Annotated in this window: 14 protein-coding genes; 6 read left to right on the forward strand and 8 right to left on the reverse strand. The window is 59.8% G+C overall.

From position 1 onward, the window contains the following. Positions 1-298: 298 nt before the first annotated feature. Entirely contained in the window at positions 299-1,375 is a 1,077-nt protein-coding gene (gene mtnA, locus C6Y56_RS20275) for an S-methyl-5-thioribose-1-phosphate isomerase (protein WP_114884665.1), read from the reverse strand. 108 nt (positions 1,376-1,483) lie between these two features. Between mtnA and C6Y56_RS20280 the strand changes: the two genes are divergently transcribed. The 5 genes from C6Y56_RS20280 (at position 1,484) to C6Y56_RS20300 (ending at position 6,372) form a co-directional block, all read left to right on the forward strand. Then, positions 1,484-2,818, forward strand: coding sequence for a TRZ/ATZ family hydrolase (locus tag C6Y56_RS20280; RefSeq protein WP_169431382.1), 1,335 nt, complete (start codon positions 1,484-1,486; stop codon positions 2,816-2,818). Positions 2,819-2,876: 58 nt separating this feature from the next. Next, positions 2,877-3,575 carry a bifunctional 2-polyprenyl-6-hydroxyphenol methylase/3-demethylubiquinol 3-O-methyltransferase UbiG gene (ubiG, locus tag C6Y56_RS20285; RefSeq protein ID WP_007950906.1) on the forward strand — a complete coding sequence of 233 codons (699 nt, stop codon included), beginning with the start codon at positions 2,877-2,879 and terminating at the stop codon, positions 3,573-3,575. A gap of 4 nt (positions 3,576-3,579) precedes the next feature. Continuing rightward, positions 3,580-4,251 carry an N-acetylmuramic acid 6-phosphate phosphatase MupP gene (gene mupP, locus C6Y56_RS20290; protein WP_169431383.1) on the forward strand — a complete coding sequence of 224 codons (672 nt, stop codon included), beginning with the start codon at positions 3,580-3,582 and terminating at the stop codon, positions 4,249-4,251. A 91-nt stretch (positions 4,252-4,342) separates the two neighbouring features. Beyond that, on the forward strand, positions 4,343-5,083 hold the full coding sequence (locus C6Y56_RS20295; protein WP_169431384.1) for a YciK family oxidoreductase: 741 nt from the start codon (positions 4,343-4,345) through the stop codon (positions 5,081-5,083). Between the two features lie 362 nt (positions 5,084-5,445). Next, the gene (locus C6Y56_RS20300; protein WP_169431385.1) at positions 5,446-6,372 is read left to right on the forward strand and encodes a GGDEF domain-containing protein; all 927 of its coding nucleotides are present in this window, start codon (positions 5,446-5,448) and stop codon (positions 6,370-6,372) included. A 202-nt stretch (positions 6,373-6,574) separates the two neighbouring features. On the opposite strand, the gene C6Y56_RS20305 is transcribed toward C6Y56_RS20300, so the two are convergent. Both C6Y56_RS20305 and C6Y56_RS20310 read right to left on the reverse strand, forming a co-directional pair. Then, a complete protein-coding gene (locus C6Y56_RS20305) occupies positions 6,575-7,336 on the reverse strand; it encodes a TenA family transcriptional regulator (RefSeq protein ID WP_243433291.1) in 762 nt (253 codons plus the stop codon). Positions 7,337-7,415: 79 nt separating this feature from the next. Continuing rightward, positions 7,416-9,878 carry an EAL domain-containing protein gene (locus C6Y56_RS20310; protein WP_169431387.1) on the reverse strand — a complete coding sequence of 821 codons (2,463 nt, stop codon included), beginning with the start codon at positions 9,876-9,878 and terminating at the stop codon, positions 7,416-7,418. A gap of 211 nt (positions 9,879-10,089) precedes the next feature. Between C6Y56_RS20310 and C6Y56_RS20315 the strand changes: the two genes are divergently transcribed. Continuing rightward, entirely contained in the window at positions 10,090-14,253 is a 4,164-nt protein-coding gene (locus tag C6Y56_RS20315; RefSeq protein WP_169431388.1) for a deaminase domain-containing protein, read from the forward strand. Position 14,254: 1 nt separating this feature from the next. Here C6Y56_RS20315 and C6Y56_RS20320 read toward each other — a convergent pair whose 3' ends face one another. The 5 genes from C6Y56_RS20320 to C6Y56_RS20340 all read right to left on the reverse strand — a co-directional run bounded on the left by C6Y56_RS20320 (position 14,255) and on the right by C6Y56_RS20340 (position 18,592). Further along, positions 14,255-16,072 carry an ABC transporter ATP-binding protein gene (locus tag C6Y56_RS20320; protein ID WP_169431389.1) on the reverse strand — a complete coding sequence of 606 codons (1,818 nt, stop codon included), beginning with the start codon at positions 16,070-16,072 and terminating at the stop codon, positions 14,255-14,257. Beyond that, the gene (locus C6Y56_RS20325; RefSeq protein ID WP_169432679.1) at positions 16,065-16,667 is read right to left on the reverse strand and encodes a DsbA family protein; all 603 of its coding nucleotides are present in this window, start codon (positions 16,665-16,667) and stop codon (positions 16,065-16,067) included. Before C6Y56_RS20325 ends, C6Y56_RS20320 begins: the two co-directional genes overlap by 8 nt. A 35-nt stretch (positions 16,668-16,702) precedes the next feature. Further along, positions 16,703-17,644 carry a rhodanese-related sulfurtransferase gene (locus tag C6Y56_RS20330; RefSeq protein WP_169431390.1) on the reverse strand — a complete coding sequence of 314 codons (942 nt, stop codon included), beginning with the start codon at positions 17,642-17,644 and terminating at the stop codon, positions 16,703-16,705. Between the two features lie 117 nt (positions 17,645-17,761). Beyond that, positions 17,762-18,061, reverse strand: coding sequence for a BolA family protein (locus C6Y56_RS20335; RefSeq protein WP_169431391.1), 300 nt, complete (start codon positions 18,059-18,061; stop codon positions 17,762-17,764). A gap of 12 nt (positions 18,062-18,073) precedes the next feature. Beyond that, the gene (locus C6Y56_RS20340) at positions 18,074-18,592 is read right to left on the reverse strand and encodes a DUF2059 domain-containing protein (protein ID WP_169431392.1); all 519 of its coding nucleotides are present in this window, start codon (positions 18,590-18,592) and stop codon (positions 18,074-18,076) included. Positions 18,593-18,662 lie beyond the last annotated feature (70 nt).

Here is an 18,662-nt window from a genome sequence, read left to right on the forward strand (position 1 = left end):
GCAGTGAAGACAACCCCGTGGGACTGCCTCGGAAAACGCCGGATGTTATCACAAGAGCCGCCACGCACCTATCCCCCAGATGCGCATGGAGCATAGTTAGATGACCGATGACAGGCTTAAAGGGGACGAGAGAGGCTCAGAGCTTCCCTGAATGCAAATTTCGGGACGAAATTGCGGATGTTTATTGACTTTCAAGGCACCATCGCGAGCAGGCTCGCTCCCACAAGGTTCTGTGGCGATCACAAAACCTGTGGGAGCGAGCCTGCTCGCGAAGAGGACAACGCAAACATCAAGCCAATCAATGCAAGCGCTTGCGGCACATCAACTGCGCCATTTTCGCGGTATCGGGACGTTCGACGATGCCTTTCTCGGTAACGATCGCATCAATCAGGTCCGCCGGCGTCACGTCGAACACCGGATTGAACGCCTCGACATCCGCCCCGACACGCTTGCCGCCAACTTCCAGCAACTCGGCGCCGTCGCGCTCCTCGATCGGAATGTCATCACCGCTGGCCAGGTTCATGTCGATGGTCGAACTCGGCGCCACGACCATGAAACGCACGCCGTGGTGCATGGCGTTGACCGCCAGTTGGTAGGTGCCGATCTTGTTCGCCACGTCGCCGTTGGCGGTGATCCGGTCGGCGCCGACGATCACCCAGGTCACACCTTTGGTTTTCATGATGTGCGCGGCGGCGGAGTCGGCGTTGAGGGTTACCGGAATGCCTTCGTTGGCCAGTTCCCACGCGGTCAGGCGCGAGCCTTGCAGCCAGGGACGGGTTTCGTCGGCGTAGACGCGCTCCACCATGCCTTCGATGAACGCTGCGCGAATCACCCCGAGCGCGGTACCAAAACCGCCGGTGGCCAGGGCGCCGGTGTTGCAGTGGGTCAGGATCGCCTGGGCGTTGCCCTGATGCTTGCGGATCAGGTCGACGCCGAGCTGGGCCATGGTCAGGTTGGCTTCGCGATCGCTTTCATGAATGGCAATGGCCTCGGCTTCGAGCGCCTCCAGCGGATCGGCGTTGTCCTTCAGGCGATCCAGCCGGTCATGCATGCGGTTCAGTGCCCAGAACAGGTTGACCGCCGTTGGACGGGAATCGGCCAGCAGCATGAAATCCTCTTCCAGCGCGGCATACCAATCGCCACCCTCGGCAATTCGGGCACGGGCGGCCAACACGATGCCGTACGCGGCACTGATGCCGATGGCCGGCGCACCGCGCACCACCATCGAGCGAATCGCCTCGGCCACGCCGGCAGCGCTGGTGTAGGCGATCCAGTTTTCCTCGAACGGCAAAACGCGCTGATCCAGCAGGTGGAGCGCGCCATCACGCCAATCGATGGCCTTCACTTTCTCCGCAGCCAACAGTCGATCGCGCATCCCTCACCCCGCACTCATGAACAAAAGCCGCCGATTATAGCGATCCCCCCGTGAAGACGCTCGGGTATACTTCGCCATCCTTTACAAAAGCACTGGAACCGACCCTCGATGCCGAAACCTGCCATTGCGCTCGACTTATTATTGCTGCCGACCTGGCTGGTACCCGTCGAACCCGCAGGCGTTGTGCTCAAGGAGCATGGCCTGGGCATCCGCGACGGTCGCATCGTTTTCATCGGCCCGCGCGCCGAAGCCTTGAAGTGTAACGCCGCTGAAGTCCGCGAATTGCCGGACGTTCTGCTCGCCCCCGGCCTGATCAATGCTCATGGCCATGCCGCCATGACCCTGTTCCGCGGCCTCGCCGACGATCTGCCGTTGATGACCTGGCTGGAAAACCATATCTGGCCGGCCGAGGGCAAGTGGGTCGATGAAGATTTCGTGCGTGACGGCACCGACCTGGCCATCGCCGAGCAGATAAAAGGCGGCATCACCTGTTTCTCGGACATGTACTTCTTCCCGAAGGTTGCCAGTGAGCGCGTACACAACAGCGGAATTCGCGCGCAGATCGCGATTCCGATCCTCGACTTCCCGATTCCGGGCGCCGCCAGCGCCGATGAAGCCATTCGTCAGGGTGTCGAATTGTTCGGCGACCTGAAGCATCACGAGCGCATCAAGATTACCTTCGGACCTCATGCACCCTACACCGTTGGTGACGAGAACCTGGAAAAAATCCGCGTGATCGCCGAAGAACTGGATGCTTCGGTTCACATGCACGTCCACGAAACCGCCTTCGAAGTGCAGCAAGCGGTCGAACAACGCGGTGAACGCCCATTGGCCCGCCTCGGCCGACTGGGCCTGCTCGGACCGCGCTTCCAGGCCGTGCACATGACCCAGATCAGCGATGACGACCTGGCGTTACTGGTAGAAAGCAACACCAGCGTGATCCATTGCCCGGAGTCGAACCTGAAACTGGCCAGCGGCTTCTGCCCGGTAGAGCGTCTGTGGCAGGCCGGGGTCAACGTCGCGGTCGGCACCGATGGCGCGGCGAGCAACAATGATCTGGACCTGCTGGGTGAAACCCGCACCGCCGCCCTGCTGGCCAAAGCCGTCGCCGGCTCGGCCACCGCGCTGGACGCCCACCGGGCGCTGCGCATGGCCACGCTGAACGGTGCACGGGCATTGGGGATTGAAGCCGAGACCGGCTCCCTGGAACTCGGCAAGGCTGCGGACATTGTCGCTTTCGACCTGTCCGGCCTTGCGCAACAACCGGTCTATGACCCGGTTTCGCAACTCATTTACGCCACCGGCCGCGACTGCGTAAAACACCTGTGGGTCGCCGGCAAGCAGTTGCTCGACGACCGCCGCCTGACGCGCCTGGACGAACAGCAGCTCGGCGAAACCGCCCGGGCCTGGGGCCGACGCATCAGCGGCCACACCGAATCGTAAACACCCCGGAGCAGACTTCGGGACTACAACCCTTTTTCAAGTTTTAGAGGATTGAATCATGAGCAACGTCGACCACGCCGAAATCGCCAAATTCGAAGCCCTGGCCCATCGCTGGTGGGACCGCGAAAGCGAGTTCAAACCGCTGCATGACATCAACCCGCTGCGGGTCAACTGGATTGACGAGCGCGTCAATCTGGCCGGCAAGAAGGTGCTCGACGTCGGCTGCGGCGGCGGCATCCTCAGCGAAGCCATGGCCCAGCGCGGCGCGACCGTCACTGGCATCGACATGGGTGAAGCGCCGCTGGCGGTTGCACAGCTGCATCAGCTGGAATCCGGCGTGAACGTCGAATACCGCCAGATCACCGCCGAAGCCCTGGCCGAAGAAATGCCCGAGCAGTTCGATGTCGTCACCTGCCTGGAAATGCTCGAGCACGTGCCGGACCCCTCCTCGGTGATCCGCGCCTGTTTCCGCATGGTCAAGCCCGGTGGCCAGGTGTTCTTCTCCACCATCAACCGCAACCCGAAGGCGTACCTGTTCGCCATCGTCGGCGCCGAATACATCATGAAACTGCTGCCGCGCGGCACCCACGACTTCAAGAAATTCATCCGCCCCTCCGAGCTGGGCGCCTGGAGCCGCATGGCCGGCCTGACCGTCAAGGACATCATCGGCCTGACCTACAACCCGCTGACCAAGCACTACAAGCTGGCGGCGGACGTTGACGTCAACTACATGATCCAGACCCTGCGCGAGGAATAAGCCGATGGCCATCAGAGCAGTCCTTTTCGACATGGACGGCACGCTGCTCGACACCGCGCCGGACTTCATCGCCATCTGCCAGGCGATGCGCGCGGATCGCGGCTTGCCGCCGATGAACGACAAGCACATCCGCGACGAAATCTCCGGCGGCGCCAAAGCCATGGTCGCGGTGACATTCTCGATGGATCCGGAGTCGCCGGGCTTCGAGGAGCTGCGCCTGGAGTTCCTCGAGCGCTACCTCGCCGGTTGCGCCGTGCACAGCAAGCTGTTCGACGGCATGGGCGAATTGCTGGCCGACATCGAAAAAGCCAATCTGGTCTGGGGCGTGGTCACCAACAAGCCGCTGCGCTTCGCCGAGCCGATCATGCAGCAGCTGGGGCTGGCCGAGCGCTCGGCGTTGCTGATCTGCCCGGATCACGTCAAGAACAGCAAACCGGATCCCGAGATGCTGATCCTTGCCTGCAAGATGCTTGACCTGGATCCGTCGAGCGTTCTGTTTATCGGCGATGATTTGCGTGACATCGAATCCGGCCGCGATGCCGGCACCAGGACCGCCGCCGTGACCTATGGCTACATTCACCCGGACGACAACCCTCGGCACTGGGGGGCGGATGTCGTGGTGGATCACCCGCTGGAGTTGCGCAAGGTGCTCGACAACGCACTCTGCAGTTGCTGAGACCTGACGCTGAGCGTCATTGGCTGCATTCCCACGCGGTCGCGTTCGACGCCTCGACGTGGGAACGATCTGACTCTTGATGAGGTTTTTTATGTTTGATTACACCGCTCGCCCCGAATTGCTCAAGGATCGGGTCATTCTGGTCACCGGTGCCGGTCGCGGCATCGGCGCCGCTGCCGCGAAAACCTACGCAGCCCACGGTGCCACCGTTCTGCTGCTGGGCAAGACGGAAGCCAATCTGACCCAGGTCTATGACGAGATCGAGGCGGCCGGGCATCCTCAGCCGGCCGTGATCCCTTTCAACCTCGAAACCGCCCTGCCCCATCAATACGATGAGCTGGCGGCGATGATCGAGACCGAATTCGGTCACCTCGACGGCTTGCTGCACAACGCCTCGATCATTGGCCCGCGCACGCCGATCGAGCAGTTGTCCGGTGAAAACTTCATGCGCGTCATGCAGGTCAACGTCAACGCGATGTTCATGCTGACCAGCACCTTGTTGCCACTGCTCAAACTGTCCCGGGACGCCTCGGTGGTGTTCACTTCCAGCAGTGTCGGGCGCAAGGGACGCGCTTACTGGGGTGCCTATGGCGTGTCCAAGTTCGCCACCGAAGGTCTGATGCAGACCCTGGCCGACGAAGTCGACGGCGTGGCCCCGGTGCGTTCCAACAGCATCAACCCGGGCGGCACCCGCACCAGCATGCGCGCCCAGGCGTACCCGGGGGAAAACCCGCTGAACAACCCGACGCCGGAAGAGATCATGCCGGTCTATCTGTACCTGATGGGCCCGGACAGCACGGGCATCAATGGCCAGGCATTCAACGCCCAGTAATGCCATACGTCGCATTTGTGGCCGTGGCGGTTTCCCGTCATGGCATACATTTGCCGCTTTGCGCAGACCCGTTTCAGTCAAATAACCACCATCCCGCTCAACGTTAAAAATTCAAATCGTTGATTCATAAAGGTTTTAATAAAACCTGAACTGAATGGCACGACTTTCGCTCTACATTTCCTCAAAGCACGCCGAGTGAAGGCAGTCGGGCAAGGCCTGATTCGATAGCTGACTAATCGTCATCGGGCAGACTAAACTTACGCCAAACGTCCTACGGGACTGATGGATCAGTATGACGCGCAGCCCATAGCCGCTCTCACCCAGCCTGTAAGACAGACTTACTGCTTAGGGGCTCACGCCGTATGAAATCACCCTCCCAGACCACTGCAATTGACTTCGACAGTGCCAAATTGCAACGCCTGGGCTTTGGTCAGTTGCCTCCGCTTCTGCAGCGACCTGTCAGCGCGGCGCAATTGCGCCAGCAACTGAGCCTGCAACTGCAAACCAGCCTTGAGCCCCAGCGCATCCTCGGCCTGTTTTTCCGCGAAGCTCAACGCCTGGTGCCCTTGGACGCCATGACCTATGTGCACAGCGGCAGCGATTTACGCCTGGAGTTCGGCGCCCGCGGCCACCACTCGGTCAGCTACAGCCTCAGCCACGAAGGCGAGCACATGGGTGAACTGGTATTGCGGCGCAATCAGCGGTTCAGCGAAGTCGAGTTGGGCAACTTCGAGTCGCTCCTGTCTTCGCTGCTGTACCCGATGCGCAACGCGCTGCTCTATCGCGTCGCCACGCAAACAGCCCTGCGCGATGCGCTGACCGGCACCGGCAATCGCATCGCCATGGAGCAGACCCTGCAGCGGGAGATCGAGATGTCCCGGCGGCATTTGCAACCCTTGTCGTTGCTGATGCTGGACATCGACCACTTCAAACAGGTCAATGACAGTCATGGTCACAGTGCTGGCGATGAAGTGCTCAAAGCCGTGGCGGCGTCGATCAAGAATCAGTTGCGCAATGTCGACATGGTTTTTCGTTATGGCGGGGAAGAGTTTCTGATTCTGCTGTCCAACACCAGTCGCGAAGCCGCCGCAATGGTCGGTGAACGTCTGCGCCATGCAACGCAAGCCCAGGACTACTATGCCGATGGCCAGCTGATCGAGCTGACCGTGAGCCTTGGCTGCGCCACCCTGCTGCCCGGCGAATCGTCCGACAGCCTGCTGCGCCGCGCCGACAGCGCGCTCTATGTGGCCAAGCGCGAGGGACGCAATCGCCTGACGATGGCCGGCTAGACAGCTACCGGCAATAAAAAACAGGAGCCTGTGGCGGACCGTGTGAAAACACAGCCTGCCAAGGTCCGGTTTTCACCTTGGATATAGCGCATAAGAAAAATGCCCGTATCTTGCGATACGGGCATTTTCTTTAACCGGCCAGCAGATTGCCAGGTTTTCACACGGTCTGTGTGGGCTCCCGTTTTTATGGGCGCTGTCGGAACTAGCTCTCGACCAGTGCCCGTCGCTCGCGACCGGCCAGCACCCGCTCCGTCAACTCCAGCTGCATGCAGCGCTCGAGGAACAGATACATGTAGTCATAACTCTTGCACACGGCCTGGCGCAGCTCCGTTTGCAACGCACGACTCGGATTTGTCCCGGCCAGGGTGCAGATGATTTCCAGCGCCTCCCAGGGGTGAGCGTCATCGTACTGGGCGTGCATCTTCAGCCACTTCATTGCCCGTTTGCGATCCTCTTCAGGGAATGCGGCGGCATACACACCGGTCGAGCAAACCAGCGCCGACCACTCCCCGGTCGCGCCTTCGATCGCATAGTTGGTGGCGGCAATGGCCACGATCAGCGAATCCGCCGAACTGGTGTGCCAGCACCAGTGACTCAGGGCGTGCAACTCCGGCGGCACTTGCTGCGCCTGCAAGTCTTCCAGACTTACACCGTGGGCCCGACTCCAGTTCAACCAGTAATCGGCGTGATTGAGTTCGACGCGGATGTTGCGCATCAGCCAGCGCCGCGCCATGTCTTCCCCGGGGTGACGGGCAAATTTGGTTTTGGTGAGATTCTGCGCCATGTACAACGCGAACTGCTCAACGACGGGCCAGCCCCCGATCAGGTACTGGCGCATGGTCTTGGCGCTGAGCTTGTTATCACGCATGCGCAGATAAAGTTCATGTTCGACAACCCGGCGTTTGCTCTCGCTGCAATCCTGGATCAACTGTTGCGCCCAGGCGGGATAACTTGCAGCTTCCATGAGTGGTCCGGTTCGGTTGAATGTGTCGATCACTGTTCGGCTCCTTTTGATTTGTGATTGTAAGGATCGGCAAGAGTCTTCAACGGAACGTGCCAGGCGCTTTGAATAACAGCGGCTGCGGTCTGGCGGGCCGGCTTTGCAAACTGTCGCAGGTAAACAATTGCGGGCGCTCGACTACATAACCCTGAGCGTAATCCACACCAATTTCAAGCAACGCCTGCTCGATTTGCACTGTTTCAACAAACTCGGCAATTGTCTGCTTACCCATGACATGCCCGATGTGGTTGATCACTTCGACCATAGCGCGGTTAATCGGGTCGTCCAGCATATCCTTTACGAAACTCCCGTCGATCTTCAGGAAGTCTACAGGCAAATGTTTCAGATAAGCGAATGAAGACATTCCGGCACAAAAATCATCAAGGGAGAAGTAACAACCTAAGCCTTTGAGTTCATTAATAAATCTGATTGCACTGCCGAGATTTGCAATAGCACTGGTTTCCGTAATTTCAAAACAAATCATTTCAGGCGGTACGCAATAGATATCAAACTGTTCCCGTAGAAAGTGCAAGAAAGCGTCATCTCCGATAGTAATGCCTGAAAGATTAATCGCACACATTGCCAGAGGGCCTTCGCACTCTTCGTTAATACATTGGGCGATAACCTTAAATACATTCTCCACAACCCAGCGATCCAGCGAGGTCATCAAACCGTAACGTTCCGCTGCCGGTATGAAACTGTCCGGCAGAATCATCCGGCCTGCCTCGTCATGCAGGCGCAACAGAATCTCGATGTGCCCGCGGTCGCCACCAGCGACCGAACCCAACGGGGCGATTTCCTGGGCGTAGAGACAAAAACGGTTTTCCTCCAGGGCCATGTGCAGGCGTTGCACCCACGCCATCTCGCCAAAACGCAGGGACAATTCCGAGTCGTCGGCATGGTAGACCTGCACCCGGTTGCGGCCCTTTTCCTTGGCCATGTAGCAGGCCATGTCGGCGGCCCGCAACGAGGTCTCGAGGGTGGTCGGAGTCTGGGAAACATGCACCAGACCGATGCTGACAGTGGTCAGGAACGGGCGTCCCTTCCAGACGAAATGCAGATTCTGCACGGTCTGACGCAAGCTTTCGGCGATCTTCTCGGCCGCCTCCGGCGCGCAGTTCTCCAGCAGGATGCCGAACTCATCGCCGCCCAGCCGAGCCAGGGTGTCGCCCTCGCGCAGACCTGACTGCAGCAACGCGCAGATATGCCGCAGCAACTCGTCGCCGGCCGCGTGACCGCAGGTGTCGTTGACCAGTTTGAATTGATCGAGATCGAGGAACATCAATGCATGCCGCCCCGGCTGCCGGGTCAGGTTGTGCAGGGCCTGTTCGAGGCGGTATTCGAACTCGCGACGGTTGGCCAGGCCGGTCAGTGCATCGTGGGTGGCCTGCCACGACAGATTGGCGATGTATTGCCGCTCCTGGGTCATGTCATGCAGCACCAGCACCGTGCCGCTGACCTTGCCGGCGTTGCGGATCGGCGCGCCGACCAGGGTCACCGACACGGTGCTGCCGTCCAGTCGCTGGATCAGCTTCGAGTGTTCACTGCCGCCGGTGAGCTGGCCGCTGAGAATGTGCTCGATCAGGGTCAGCCCTTCGGTCTGGGCGTTGTCATCCAGCAGATTGAACAACGCCGCCAGCGGCAGACCGGAAGCCTGTTCAGCCTTCCAGTGAGTCAATGCTTCGGCGGCCGGGTTCATGTAGTCGATCGCCCCGCTCACATCGGTAGTGATCACCCCGTCGCCAATGGAATGCAGGGTGACATGAGCCCGATCCTTTTCCATCTGCAGCGCTTCGGCAAAGGCGTGCCGCTGCTTGAGCAATTTGTGGGTGCGCAGCAGCGCCAGCACGATCAGGCCCAGCGCGGTGGCGAGGTTGGTGAACAGCAGCAGGCGCATGATCATCCGCGAGCCTTCACCCAAGGCATCGCTGAACGCCTTGGCGGCCGGCGTCACGCCGTCGTTGATCGCAAAGATCCGGTCCTTCCAGCGGTGGATATCGGCCTCGGTGGCGGCATTGGCAATGATGCGCTGATGCATCTCTCGCGCCACGCCGTCGAGCTCCACCAGGTAGGCGTCCCCCAGCGTCCAGCGGTCGATGGCGGTTTCCAGATAGCTGAAGTGACGGAAATTCAGGTACAGCCAGATCAGGCTGGAGACATCGTCAGGGTGGTTGCCCCCCTTGAGAATGCCCTCGCGCGCCGATTGCAGGTCGGGCGGTTGCCTGTCCAGTGCCAGGCGCAACTGGTGGCCGCCCTGGGGCACGGCGATTGCGCTCTGGTATTTGAGGTAAATCGCCTCGTCACGGCTGTCGGCATAGAGGTTGAGGTAATAGATGGCGTCTTTCTGGCCCTTGGACCACAGGCTCTCGCCCGCGACATAGCCGCGAACGGCCGACAGGACGTAAAGACTCACGCCCCCCAGCAATGCCTGAAACAACACGACGGCGATGAATGGCCAGACGATGCCCAGCAACCGAGGCGTTCCGAGAGTCCGCTTTTGCTTCATGGTATTCCTTGCATGAGCACTGCCTGATCGTCCTGCGAACATCCCCCCAAGACTAGGAGGCCTTCACGGTTCCGGCAAGCGGCGGATCAGCCTCAGTTCAGGACAGAAGCTCGATAGACATATGTACGGCCACCATTGTGGGCGGGACCGATTAACTGTGCGCTCCAGGCATCCCCCTCTGTGGCGGGAATGCTTTCACAAGGAGTGTGATATGTCCTCGACGTCTCCAGCTTCAATCGATCCATCAGCAACCGCAGAATCGAACGCTCGCAAGACTCTGGGTCTGGATGCCAGCCCGGATATCGAATCCCTGATTCCCCGGCCGACCGCCAGGGACCGCAAAAGGTTCAAGACCGCGCAGCTTGCGACACCGCCCCTTGCGCCCTCCATGACCCTTGAGCAGTACAAGGCGAAACGCATCAATGAGCAAATAATCGAAACGGTCAGATCCTTTCTGATCGGCAAGCCCTCGCTGATCCGTCATTTGAGCGGCAGTATATTGCGCCTCGCGGACCCGGAAGAACTGCGCGCGACACCTTCGGTTTTCCTCCAGCGAATACTGGATACCCCCGAATCACTGGATCTGACAGAACGGCTGCTGAAAAAGCTCAAATGGTACGGCGCATCCCCCGGCGAACAGACGCCGGCATCGGTGCGTTATCAATTGATCTGCAAAGCCATCTGCCTCTATCTGCACGCCCCTTCAGCTGACGAGCCGCAAGAGCTCGCCGGTTTCCACTGGCAGGACCCGAATCACCGGGGCAAGAGCTACCAAACCTTGCGCCACGATTTCGAACAGCATTTGCTGCGCACCGGCCGGGTGGCCACTACCAAAGAGGCGATCCTGCTGGCTCAGGTATTCCAGACCCGCCTTTCGAAAGACTTCAGGGTACGCGATGTACCACCGGAGCTTCGCTACAAGACCTCGGTGGTATGGGTGAACTTCATGCACGGCGTATTGCTGGCCGAGGATCTGGGCCTGGATCCGTCGCAGCCATTGTCCTTCCAGCAACTTGTCGATCTGCCTCTGGAGCGCAGCACCGGCGCGTCGGCCGAACAACTTGAGGCGATTGCACGATTGCGTACAGGCCCTGCCCTGGAATGGGCCGTCTGCACCGGAGCCATTGCGCAGCGAACGACAACCGATTACGACCCGGAAGATATCAGGCGCGCGCTGACAGCACTGGAAGAACAAACCGAGCGCCTGAACAAAGCCGTGACGACACTGGACTTGCGTCCTCCTGAACGATTGCAGATGGCCAGGCAGGTCATGACTGACTTGTTCAGAGGCGTCACGTTCGAACGGGACGGGCGCAAATTGATGTCTGCGGATCCGAGTCATAGTCATTCCAGAGCACCACTGGACCTGAATAAACAGCAAGGCCACGACTTTCTGGATGTCTATGCAGACGGTCAGCTTGATGGCGGGAAGCGATGGATCGTCTCCATGCCCGATGGCACCACGCGCTCGACGACAGCACTAAGGCTCGATGGACAGCGAATGCTCTATGCCGAGCGGGAAAACCGGCGTGGCGGTTATGACCGGGTGGACGACGATGTCTACAGTTGGGCAGGCTATTTTTTGCCTGACATCAACGCCCGGTTCGAAACCGCCTTCAACGACTACCTGACAACCATCAGACAGGCATATCAATCGCTGATTGCCAGTTTACTGATATCACTGCCAGCGGCTGATCGCCGGGCGCTGGTTCAAGGTGAAGTCCAGGTGCTGAGCCTGCGGCAGAAACCCGGGCCGAATGCCAATTCGGAGCAGGTCCGCGCAAGGAAGGGCTTTGTTCTGAAAGTGATCCACGGCACAGACATCACCTACTACGAGCTCATTCCGAGTGCGGGCGTCATTCGTCAGCGGACCGGTTTGAGGTTTTCCACCATCAATGGCGTTCGCACCGAGTTTCCACTGCATGCCTCGATTCCGGGACAAAGCTATTCCCCCGAGCGCAATCTGAGTACTTCCCTTCTGCTCGACTGGTCCGCCCACCTCCACGGCAGAGCGCCCGCAGAGCGAGCATCGTGTCCTGGATTCCTCGATATCATGGGGTTCATGCCGGCAGCGGTATCGCCCGTTCAAACCGTTACCGAGGAGGAAACCAGCCTGACGGCATCCCGACTGAATGAGGTGGCTCGCTATATTTCAACGAACTTCCTCTTCGTCGATGAGCAGCATTTGCGCCAGCAGGCCCGAGGCATCACGACCTTCGACACCGCTCGGGCGAAAACCGAGAAGCGACTGGAGACGTTCCTGTCCATCGTCAAAGGATTTGTGCCTTTCTGGGGCAGCATCGATGATCTTCTGTCGGACAGCACCACCAGCAAAGTCCTGGGCGGGGTCGGACTCCTGTTTGACCTGGCGTCATTCCTTCTCCCTATCGGCAAATTTATCTCGGGCTCGGTGCGCCTGCTCCGTGCCGCTGCCGGCACTACTCGCATGGCCGTCAAAGCGAGTCTTCCGCCCTTCTCGACGCTGACTCGCAAGCTTCTGACCGCTTCACTGGCAAACCTCAATCCGCTGGACGGTATCCCCTCACTACTCAGAGGTCTGGGGAGCGGTGCCGGCAGAGGACTGCTCTTCATCGGTCGGGCGAGTATCGGCGGCATCAGAAGACTCACGGGACATGCAGACAGCTACCGACTGGTTCAAAACCTGCCCCAGGCCATCGATCCCGGGAGCTGGAAGCCGCTGACCAATACCGACGAGCTGGCAACGGTCAACGGCATTGATGACATCATTGTGCGTCACACCAATGCGTTGGATCTGAAACAACTGCACCTGGTCGACCCGGTCACATCCCTGCCTTACGGCCCGCGCCTGCACAACAACACCAGGAATCTCATCCAGGGCAGGTCCACTTTCAAGAAGTTGCCGCCAACCGAATCCCATGCCCTGTCCGAACTCCCGGAACACGCCCATGTACGAGAATTCCTGGAGGTTGATGGTCGAACCACGATGTTGATTGATGACATCCCCTATCGTCTGGACGGCGATCAATTGCGTCGCGCCGATCTGATCGATGATGCATCGCTTTTAAAAACGCTGCCCTGTCGGGTACGGCGCAAGGGTCCCATAGCCTGCAAGACACGTTTTGTCACCGGTGATCTCGCCCCGCACCCGGATATCGGCAGTTTCGACGAAAGCAAAGGCTGGGCCCCCTGGTTCGGAGACAGCATCTATACGCCAGCAGTTGAAGGGCGAGCGAAGCTGTTCAAACACCTGAAAAGGAAGAACCGGCTCGACGCGACGATGGAATTTCAGAAAGGGATATACGGCAGAATCAACGTAAAAACGCCCTATGGAACCCGAGGTGAATTCGACACCTTCCAGGCCGGTGCCATCATCGTTCCCGCCATGGACGAATCGAAGCGCTATGTGTTTACCCGGCTGGATGCCGGAGCCTTCTACGTTGCCGAACTCCCCAAGGGGCAAAACATTTCCGGCCCCCTGAAACTGCGCCAGGCCAAAACCCTGCCCAACAATTTGCGAAAAGAACTGATGACTGTTTATACCGGCTCACTCAACGCCAACAACACGGCGAGGATCTATGGTGTGCCGGCGGTGGAGCGCGCTCTGAAAACCATGGAGGAAATTGCCATTCCGATTGGTGGCCACAATCATCCACCCAATACCCTCAATCTGCTCAAGGTCGACACAAGTCCCGGCGAGGCGGTGCTGTTCGACCACTCCACGCGGATGATTGTCAGCCAACTCCAGACCGGAGCAGCGTCCTGGTCTCGCAGCGGCACCGCACCAGCCGCCCTGCGCCAAAGGGCTGCGGACATATTCGACACACTGTTTGTCAAGAAAACCATCAATGTCGTGGCAGGCGCCGACTTGCGGATCAATAAAACGATGAAAAAATTCCAGAAGCTGCTCCCGAGCCACCTGCAAACCGAGAACGCGAGAAACATCGCTTACGCCGACATCGTAACCTCGACCGGCAAGCGGGAGGTTTACGTCAGTATCTCCGGCGCAAAGGGACTTACAGGGGAACTGCCACTGTTCAAACATCCATTCGCCCCGGACAAGGTCATCGTAGGCGATACGACCTACTTCAACATCGACTTCGGCCAGACATTTACCAGAACTTCTTTGAACGTCTCCCCCGAGGGGAAAATATTGGCTATTCCCCGTACGATCAAGGACGTACACAACTACAAGCCGGAGATGACCAGTCGACCGACCTCGCTGGACAGTGAATCCAAGCTGATCAGTGTGCTTCGGCAAAAGTACCCGGACAACTCGATGATCACATCGGTGGATGTGGCGACCACCATGCCTCCATGCACCAGCTGTTCAGTCGTCATGAAGGCGTTCGGCCACAACGCTGGAGCGGATGCACTGAAGGTCTTGTGGGGCTGACCTACAAGCGCTGCAAATGCCCATAAAGCTTGGCGTACAACCCACCATCGGCAATCAGTTGCTGATGGTCGCCATCCTCGGCCACTTGTCCGCCGTCGAACACCAGCACCCGGTCTGCCTGCTTAACCGCCGACAGACGGTGAGCGATGATCAGCGTGGTGCGGCCATGGAGGAACCGCGCCATGGCCTGGTGCAGGTTGTATTCGGTGGCGGCGTCAAGGGCTGATGTGGCTTCGTCGAGGATCACCACTTTGGGTTCGGCGAGGATCATCCGGGCGATGGCCAAACGTTGCCGCTGACCACCGGACAGGCGCACGCCGGAGCGGCCGACGATGCTGTCCAGACCGTCCGGCAATGCGCGGATGGCGGGTTCGAGCTGGGCGATTTCCAGCGCCTGCCAGCAGGCCTCATCGCTGCGGGTACGGCCCATGGTCAGATTGGCGCGTACGGTGTCGTTGAACAGCGCCGGATGCTGCAGCACCACCGCGACATTGTCCCGAACCGTTTCCAGGCCGATTTCCTGCTGGGACGATCCACCGAAACGGATCGTCCCGGCCAGTGGCGTGTACAGGCCCAGCAGCAATTGCACCAAGGTACTTTTGCCGCCGCCGCTGGCGCCGACAATCGCCACTTTCTCGCCGGGGGCGATGGACAGGTCCAACTGATCCAGCACCAGTTCGTCACCGTAACCGAAGCTCAGACCCTGCACCTGAATCCCGACGGTATCGCGGCCCTTGAACGGATCGACGCCGCCGGGGTATTGCGGCTCGTCGGCGCGGGCCAGCAGTTCGTTGATCCGCGACAGCGCACCGCCCGCCGCGTAATAGGCGTATTGCAGGTTCAGCAATTGTTCGACCGGGCCGATCATGAACCACAGGTAACTGAACACCGCGAGCATCTGGCCGATCGAAAGATCGGAGAACAGCACCGTGAGCATCGCCGCCGCGCGGAAGATGTCGATGCCGAACTGGAACAGCAGGCCACTGGCACGATTCGAAGCGTCGGTCTTCCACTGCGAGTTGACCGCGTAGTTGCGCACTTCCTGAGCCCGTAGACCCAGCCGTCCGAGGAAGAAGCCCTGACGGTTGCCGGCGCGCACTTCCTGGATCGCATCGAGGGTTTCGCTCAGCGCCTGGGTGAAGCGCGAGGTACTGTCGTTCTCCAGTTTCTTCAGGTGTTTGACCCGTTTGCCCAACTGCACCGTGGCGTAGATCACCAACGGGTTGAACAGCAGGATCAGCAGTGCCAGTTTCCAGTGCATCCACATCAGGATGCTGGCGGTGCCGACCAGGGTCAGCATCGCCACGAGGAAACGGCTGAGGGTTTCGCCGACAAACTTGTCGAGGGTGTCGAGGTCGGTGACCAGGTGCGTGGTGACCGTGCCGCTGCCCAGGCTTTCGTATTCGCCGAGGGAGATCCGTTTCAGACGTTCGATCAGGCGCACGCGGATGCGATACACGATGTCCTTGGCCAACCGCGCAAACAGACGGGCCTGCAACACGCCAAAACACAGGGCGCTGCAGCGCAGGGTCAGCGTCACCACCAGCATCAGGCCGATGTAGCCCGCCGCTTGCTGCCACATCGAAGGCAGCACATGGTTCATGACTTTCAGCGCGGCATCGCCGTGGCCGAGCAGGACTTCGTCCACCAGCAACGGCAGCAGCAACGGAATCGGCACGCTGCACAGCGTCGCCAGTACGGCCACGCCGTTGGCGATCCACAGGGATTTTTTGTGATGAAGTGCCAGACGCCGGACTTCAGCCCAGCTCAGCCGGTCGACACGCTTGACGGCTGGCGTGTCATCGGCCGGGTCAGACACAGGCGGCGCGCTCCAGCCATCGGCCGAGCAACGGCGACAGTTCACTGAGCGGCTGGTAGCCGTTGGTCAGCAACGCCAGTTGACCGTTGCGTTCGGCGAGCAGGGTCGGGAAGCCGGCGATGCCCAGATCCTGCACCCAAGTGAAATCGGCCTGGGTCGCCTTGTGTTGATCGGCATGATCAAACAGGGCAGCAAATTCGATACGGGGGACGCCGGCCTTCTCTGCCAGTTCCACCAGAACGCTGGCCTGGGTGACATCGCGACCTTCGGCGTAAAACGCGTGCTGGATCAACCCCACCAGTTTCCACGCGCAATCCGGCGCCAGGCTGCGCGCGGTGACGATGGCCCGACAAGCTGGCTCGGTGTCGTAGACAAAGCCGTCCGGCAGCGCGCCTTCGAACTTGAACGGCTGGCCGGTGGCCTCGGTGACCGCCTGCCAGTGTTCGAGAATGTAGCGCCGAGTGGTCGGCTCCAGCGCCGCACCGCTGCCGGTGCGCAACCCGCCGACCACCAGGTGCAGTTCCACCCCGGCCGCCTGCGCCTGCTCCACCAATGCCTTGGCCACCGGGGCAAATCCCCAGCACCACGAACACATCGGATCCATCACATAGAGCAGGCGTGCAGACATGATTAAGCCTCGGTGGATGCTTGCTTATAGTTGTAGCCGATCGGGTGCGGCATGTTGCGCGCTTTGGCCAGCTCGATCTGCTTCTGCCGATCGATGGCGCTGCGGCGGGTCTTTTCGCTCAGGCTGTTCCAGCAGTGCGGGCAACTGATGCCGGCCACATAATGCTCGGAGGCGCGATCCTCGACGCTGACCGGGGTGCGGCAGGCATGGCACTGATCGTAGTCGCCCTCGCTCAGGTCATGACGAACGGTCACGCGGTTGTCGAAGACGAAGCAGTCGCCCTGCCATTTGGTTTCTTCCTGCGGCACTTCTTCGAGGTACTTCAGGATGCCGCCCTTGAGGTGGTAAACCTCTTCGAAGCCTTCGCCCAGCATGTAGCTCGACGCCTTCTCGCAGCGGATGCCGCCGGTGCAGAACATTGCGACCTTCTTGTGCACGGCCGGGTCGAAGTGCTCTTTGATGTAGTCAGGGAATTCACGAAAACTGGTGGTTTTCGGATCGATGGCGCCTTCGAAAGTGCCGATCGAGACTTCGTAATCGTTGCGGGTGTCGATCAGCAGCACTTCCGGATCGCTGATCAGCGCGTTCCAGTCCTTGGGCTCGACGTAGGTGCCGACCTTCTTGTTCGGGTCGACGCCTTGCACGCCCAGGGTCACGATCTCTTTCTTGAGCTTGACCTTGGTGCGATAGAACGGCTGCTCGTCGCAGTACGATTCCTTGTGATCGATATCGACCATGCGCGGATCGTTGCGCAGCCAGGCCAGCAGGCCGTCGATGCCTTCACGGCTGCCGGAAACCGTGCCGTTGATGCCTTCTTCGGCGATCAGCAGGGTGCCTTTGATGCCGTTGTCGACCATCGCTTGCAGCAGCGGCTCGCGCAGGTTGACGTAATCTTCGAGGGTGACGAACTTGTACAGTGCCGCCACGACAATCGGTTGTGTCATGGGTATTTCTCCAGGTGGCTACCCTCGTAAAGGGTGAACCGGATGCGAAAAAAAACGCGCCGGGTCAGCGGCGCGTTACGGATTCTAGCAAAAAACCTCAGTTCATTGCTGCAAGGCTCAATGCTTGCTGCCGCCGGCACAGGTCGGCGACGCTGGAGCGACGCCCACTTCTGCCCATTCCTGCGGGGTGTAGGTGTGCAGCGCCAACGCATGGAACTCGCCCATCAGCTCGCCGAGCGTGCCATAGACTTTCTGGTGGCGCTTGACGCGGTTCAGGCCTTCGAACTGTGCACTGACCACCACTGCCTTGAAGTGGGTCTGCAACCCGCGACTGTGCATGTGGCTTTCGTCCAGCACTTGCAGATGCTCAGGCTGAAGCAGCGCCAGCGTCGATTCGATGCGTTGTTGCATGGTCATCACGAACTCCGCTTACTTCTTCTTGGCCGCAGCCGCGCCTTTGGGTGCCAGCTCGTTGGTCATGTCATCCAGCAGCTTGTTGACCACAGGAACGGCGGGCTCCAGTTTGGCCTGGGTCATCTGGGCCGATTGCTGGGTCAGCTGCGGCATTTTTTCCAGGACTTTCTTGCCCAGTGGCGACTGGTAGAACGCGACCAGGTCTTTGAGCTCCTGCTCACTGAAGGTGCTGGTGTAGAGCTTGACCATGTCCGGTTTCAGCTTGTTCCAGCCAATGGCCTGATCCAGGGCGGCGTTGGCCTTGGCCTGGTAGGTATCCAGTACGGCTTTCTTGGATTCCGGAGCCTTGGTCTGTTCAAAACGCTGGGCGAACATCTGCTGCACCTGCATGTACACCGGAGTGCCCAGCTTGTCAGCGTGCGCCAGGGTCAGGAAAGCTTCGGCACTGGCGTTGTGGCTGGCGGTATCGGCAAGCACCTGGCCGCTGGCGCAAACCAGGGCAACCGCGGTGCAGATGGCACGAAGACGAGTCATCGAGTTTCCTTTTCAGCTAGGCGAGGTAAAACCCCAAGGGCGACCATTCTGCGCCTGAATAACGCTGCGG

The organism is Pseudomonas fluorescens (assembly GCF_012974785.1).
GTDB classification, from domain to species: Bacteria; Pseudomonadota; Gammaproteobacteria; order Pseudomonadales; family Pseudomonadaceae; genus Aquipseudomonas; species Aquipseudomonas fluorescens_BT.

What these genes read in the sequence shown, in the direction of transcription:
- mtnA (WP_114884665.1), bottom strand. Translation starts at nt 1,375, where the DNA reads ATGCGCGATCGACTGTTGGCTGCGGAGAAAGTGAAGGCCATCGATTGG.
- C6Y56_RS20280 (WP_169431382.1), top strand. Translation starts at nt 1,484, where the DNA reads ATGCCGAAACCTGCCATTGCGCTCGACTTATTATTGCTGCCGACCTGG.
- ubiG (WP_007950906.1), top strand. Translation starts at nt 2,877, where the DNA reads ATGAGCAACGTCGACCACGCCGAAATCGCCAAATTCGAAGCCCTGGCC.
- mupP (WP_169431383.1), top strand. Translation starts at nt 3,580, where the DNA reads ATGGCCATCAGAGCAGTCCTTTTCGACATGGACGGCACGCTGCTCGAC.
- C6Y56_RS20295 (WP_169431384.1), top strand. Translation starts at nt 4,343, where the DNA reads ATGTTTGATTACACCGCTCGCCCCGAATTGCTCAAGGATCGGGTCATT.
- C6Y56_RS20300 (WP_169431385.1), top strand. Translation starts at nt 5,446, where the DNA reads ATGAAATCACCCTCCCAGACCACTGCAATTGACTTCGACAGTGCCAAA.
- C6Y56_RS20305 (WP_243433291.1), bottom strand. Translation starts at nt 7,336, where the DNA reads ATGGAAGCTGCAAGTTATCCCGCCTGGGCGCAACAGTTGATCCAGGAT.
- C6Y56_RS20310 (WP_169431387.1), bottom strand. Translation starts at nt 9,878, where the DNA reads ATGAAGCAAAAGCGGACTCTCGGAACGCCTCGGTTGCTGGGCATCGTC.
- C6Y56_RS20315 (WP_169431388.1), top strand. Translation starts at nt 10,090, where the DNA reads ATGTCCTCGACGTCTCCAGCTTCAATCGATCCATCAGCAACCGCAGAA.
- C6Y56_RS20325 (WP_169432679.1), bottom strand. Translation starts at nt 16,667, where the DNA reads ATGTGTTCGTGGTGCTGGGGATTTGCCCCGGTGGCCAAGGCATTGGTG.
- C6Y56_RS20330 (WP_169431390.1), bottom strand. Translation starts at nt 17,644, where the DNA reads ATGACACAACCGATTGTCGTGGCGGCACTGTACAAGTTCGTCACCCTC.
- C6Y56_RS20335 (WP_169431391.1), bottom strand. Translation starts at nt 18,061, where the DNA reads ATGACCATGCAACAACGCATCGAATCGACGCTGGCGCTGCTTCAGCCT.
- C6Y56_RS20340 (WP_169431392.1), bottom strand. Translation starts at nt 18,592, where the DNA reads ATGACTCGTCTTCGTGCCATCTGCACCGCGGTTGCCCTGGTTTGCGCC.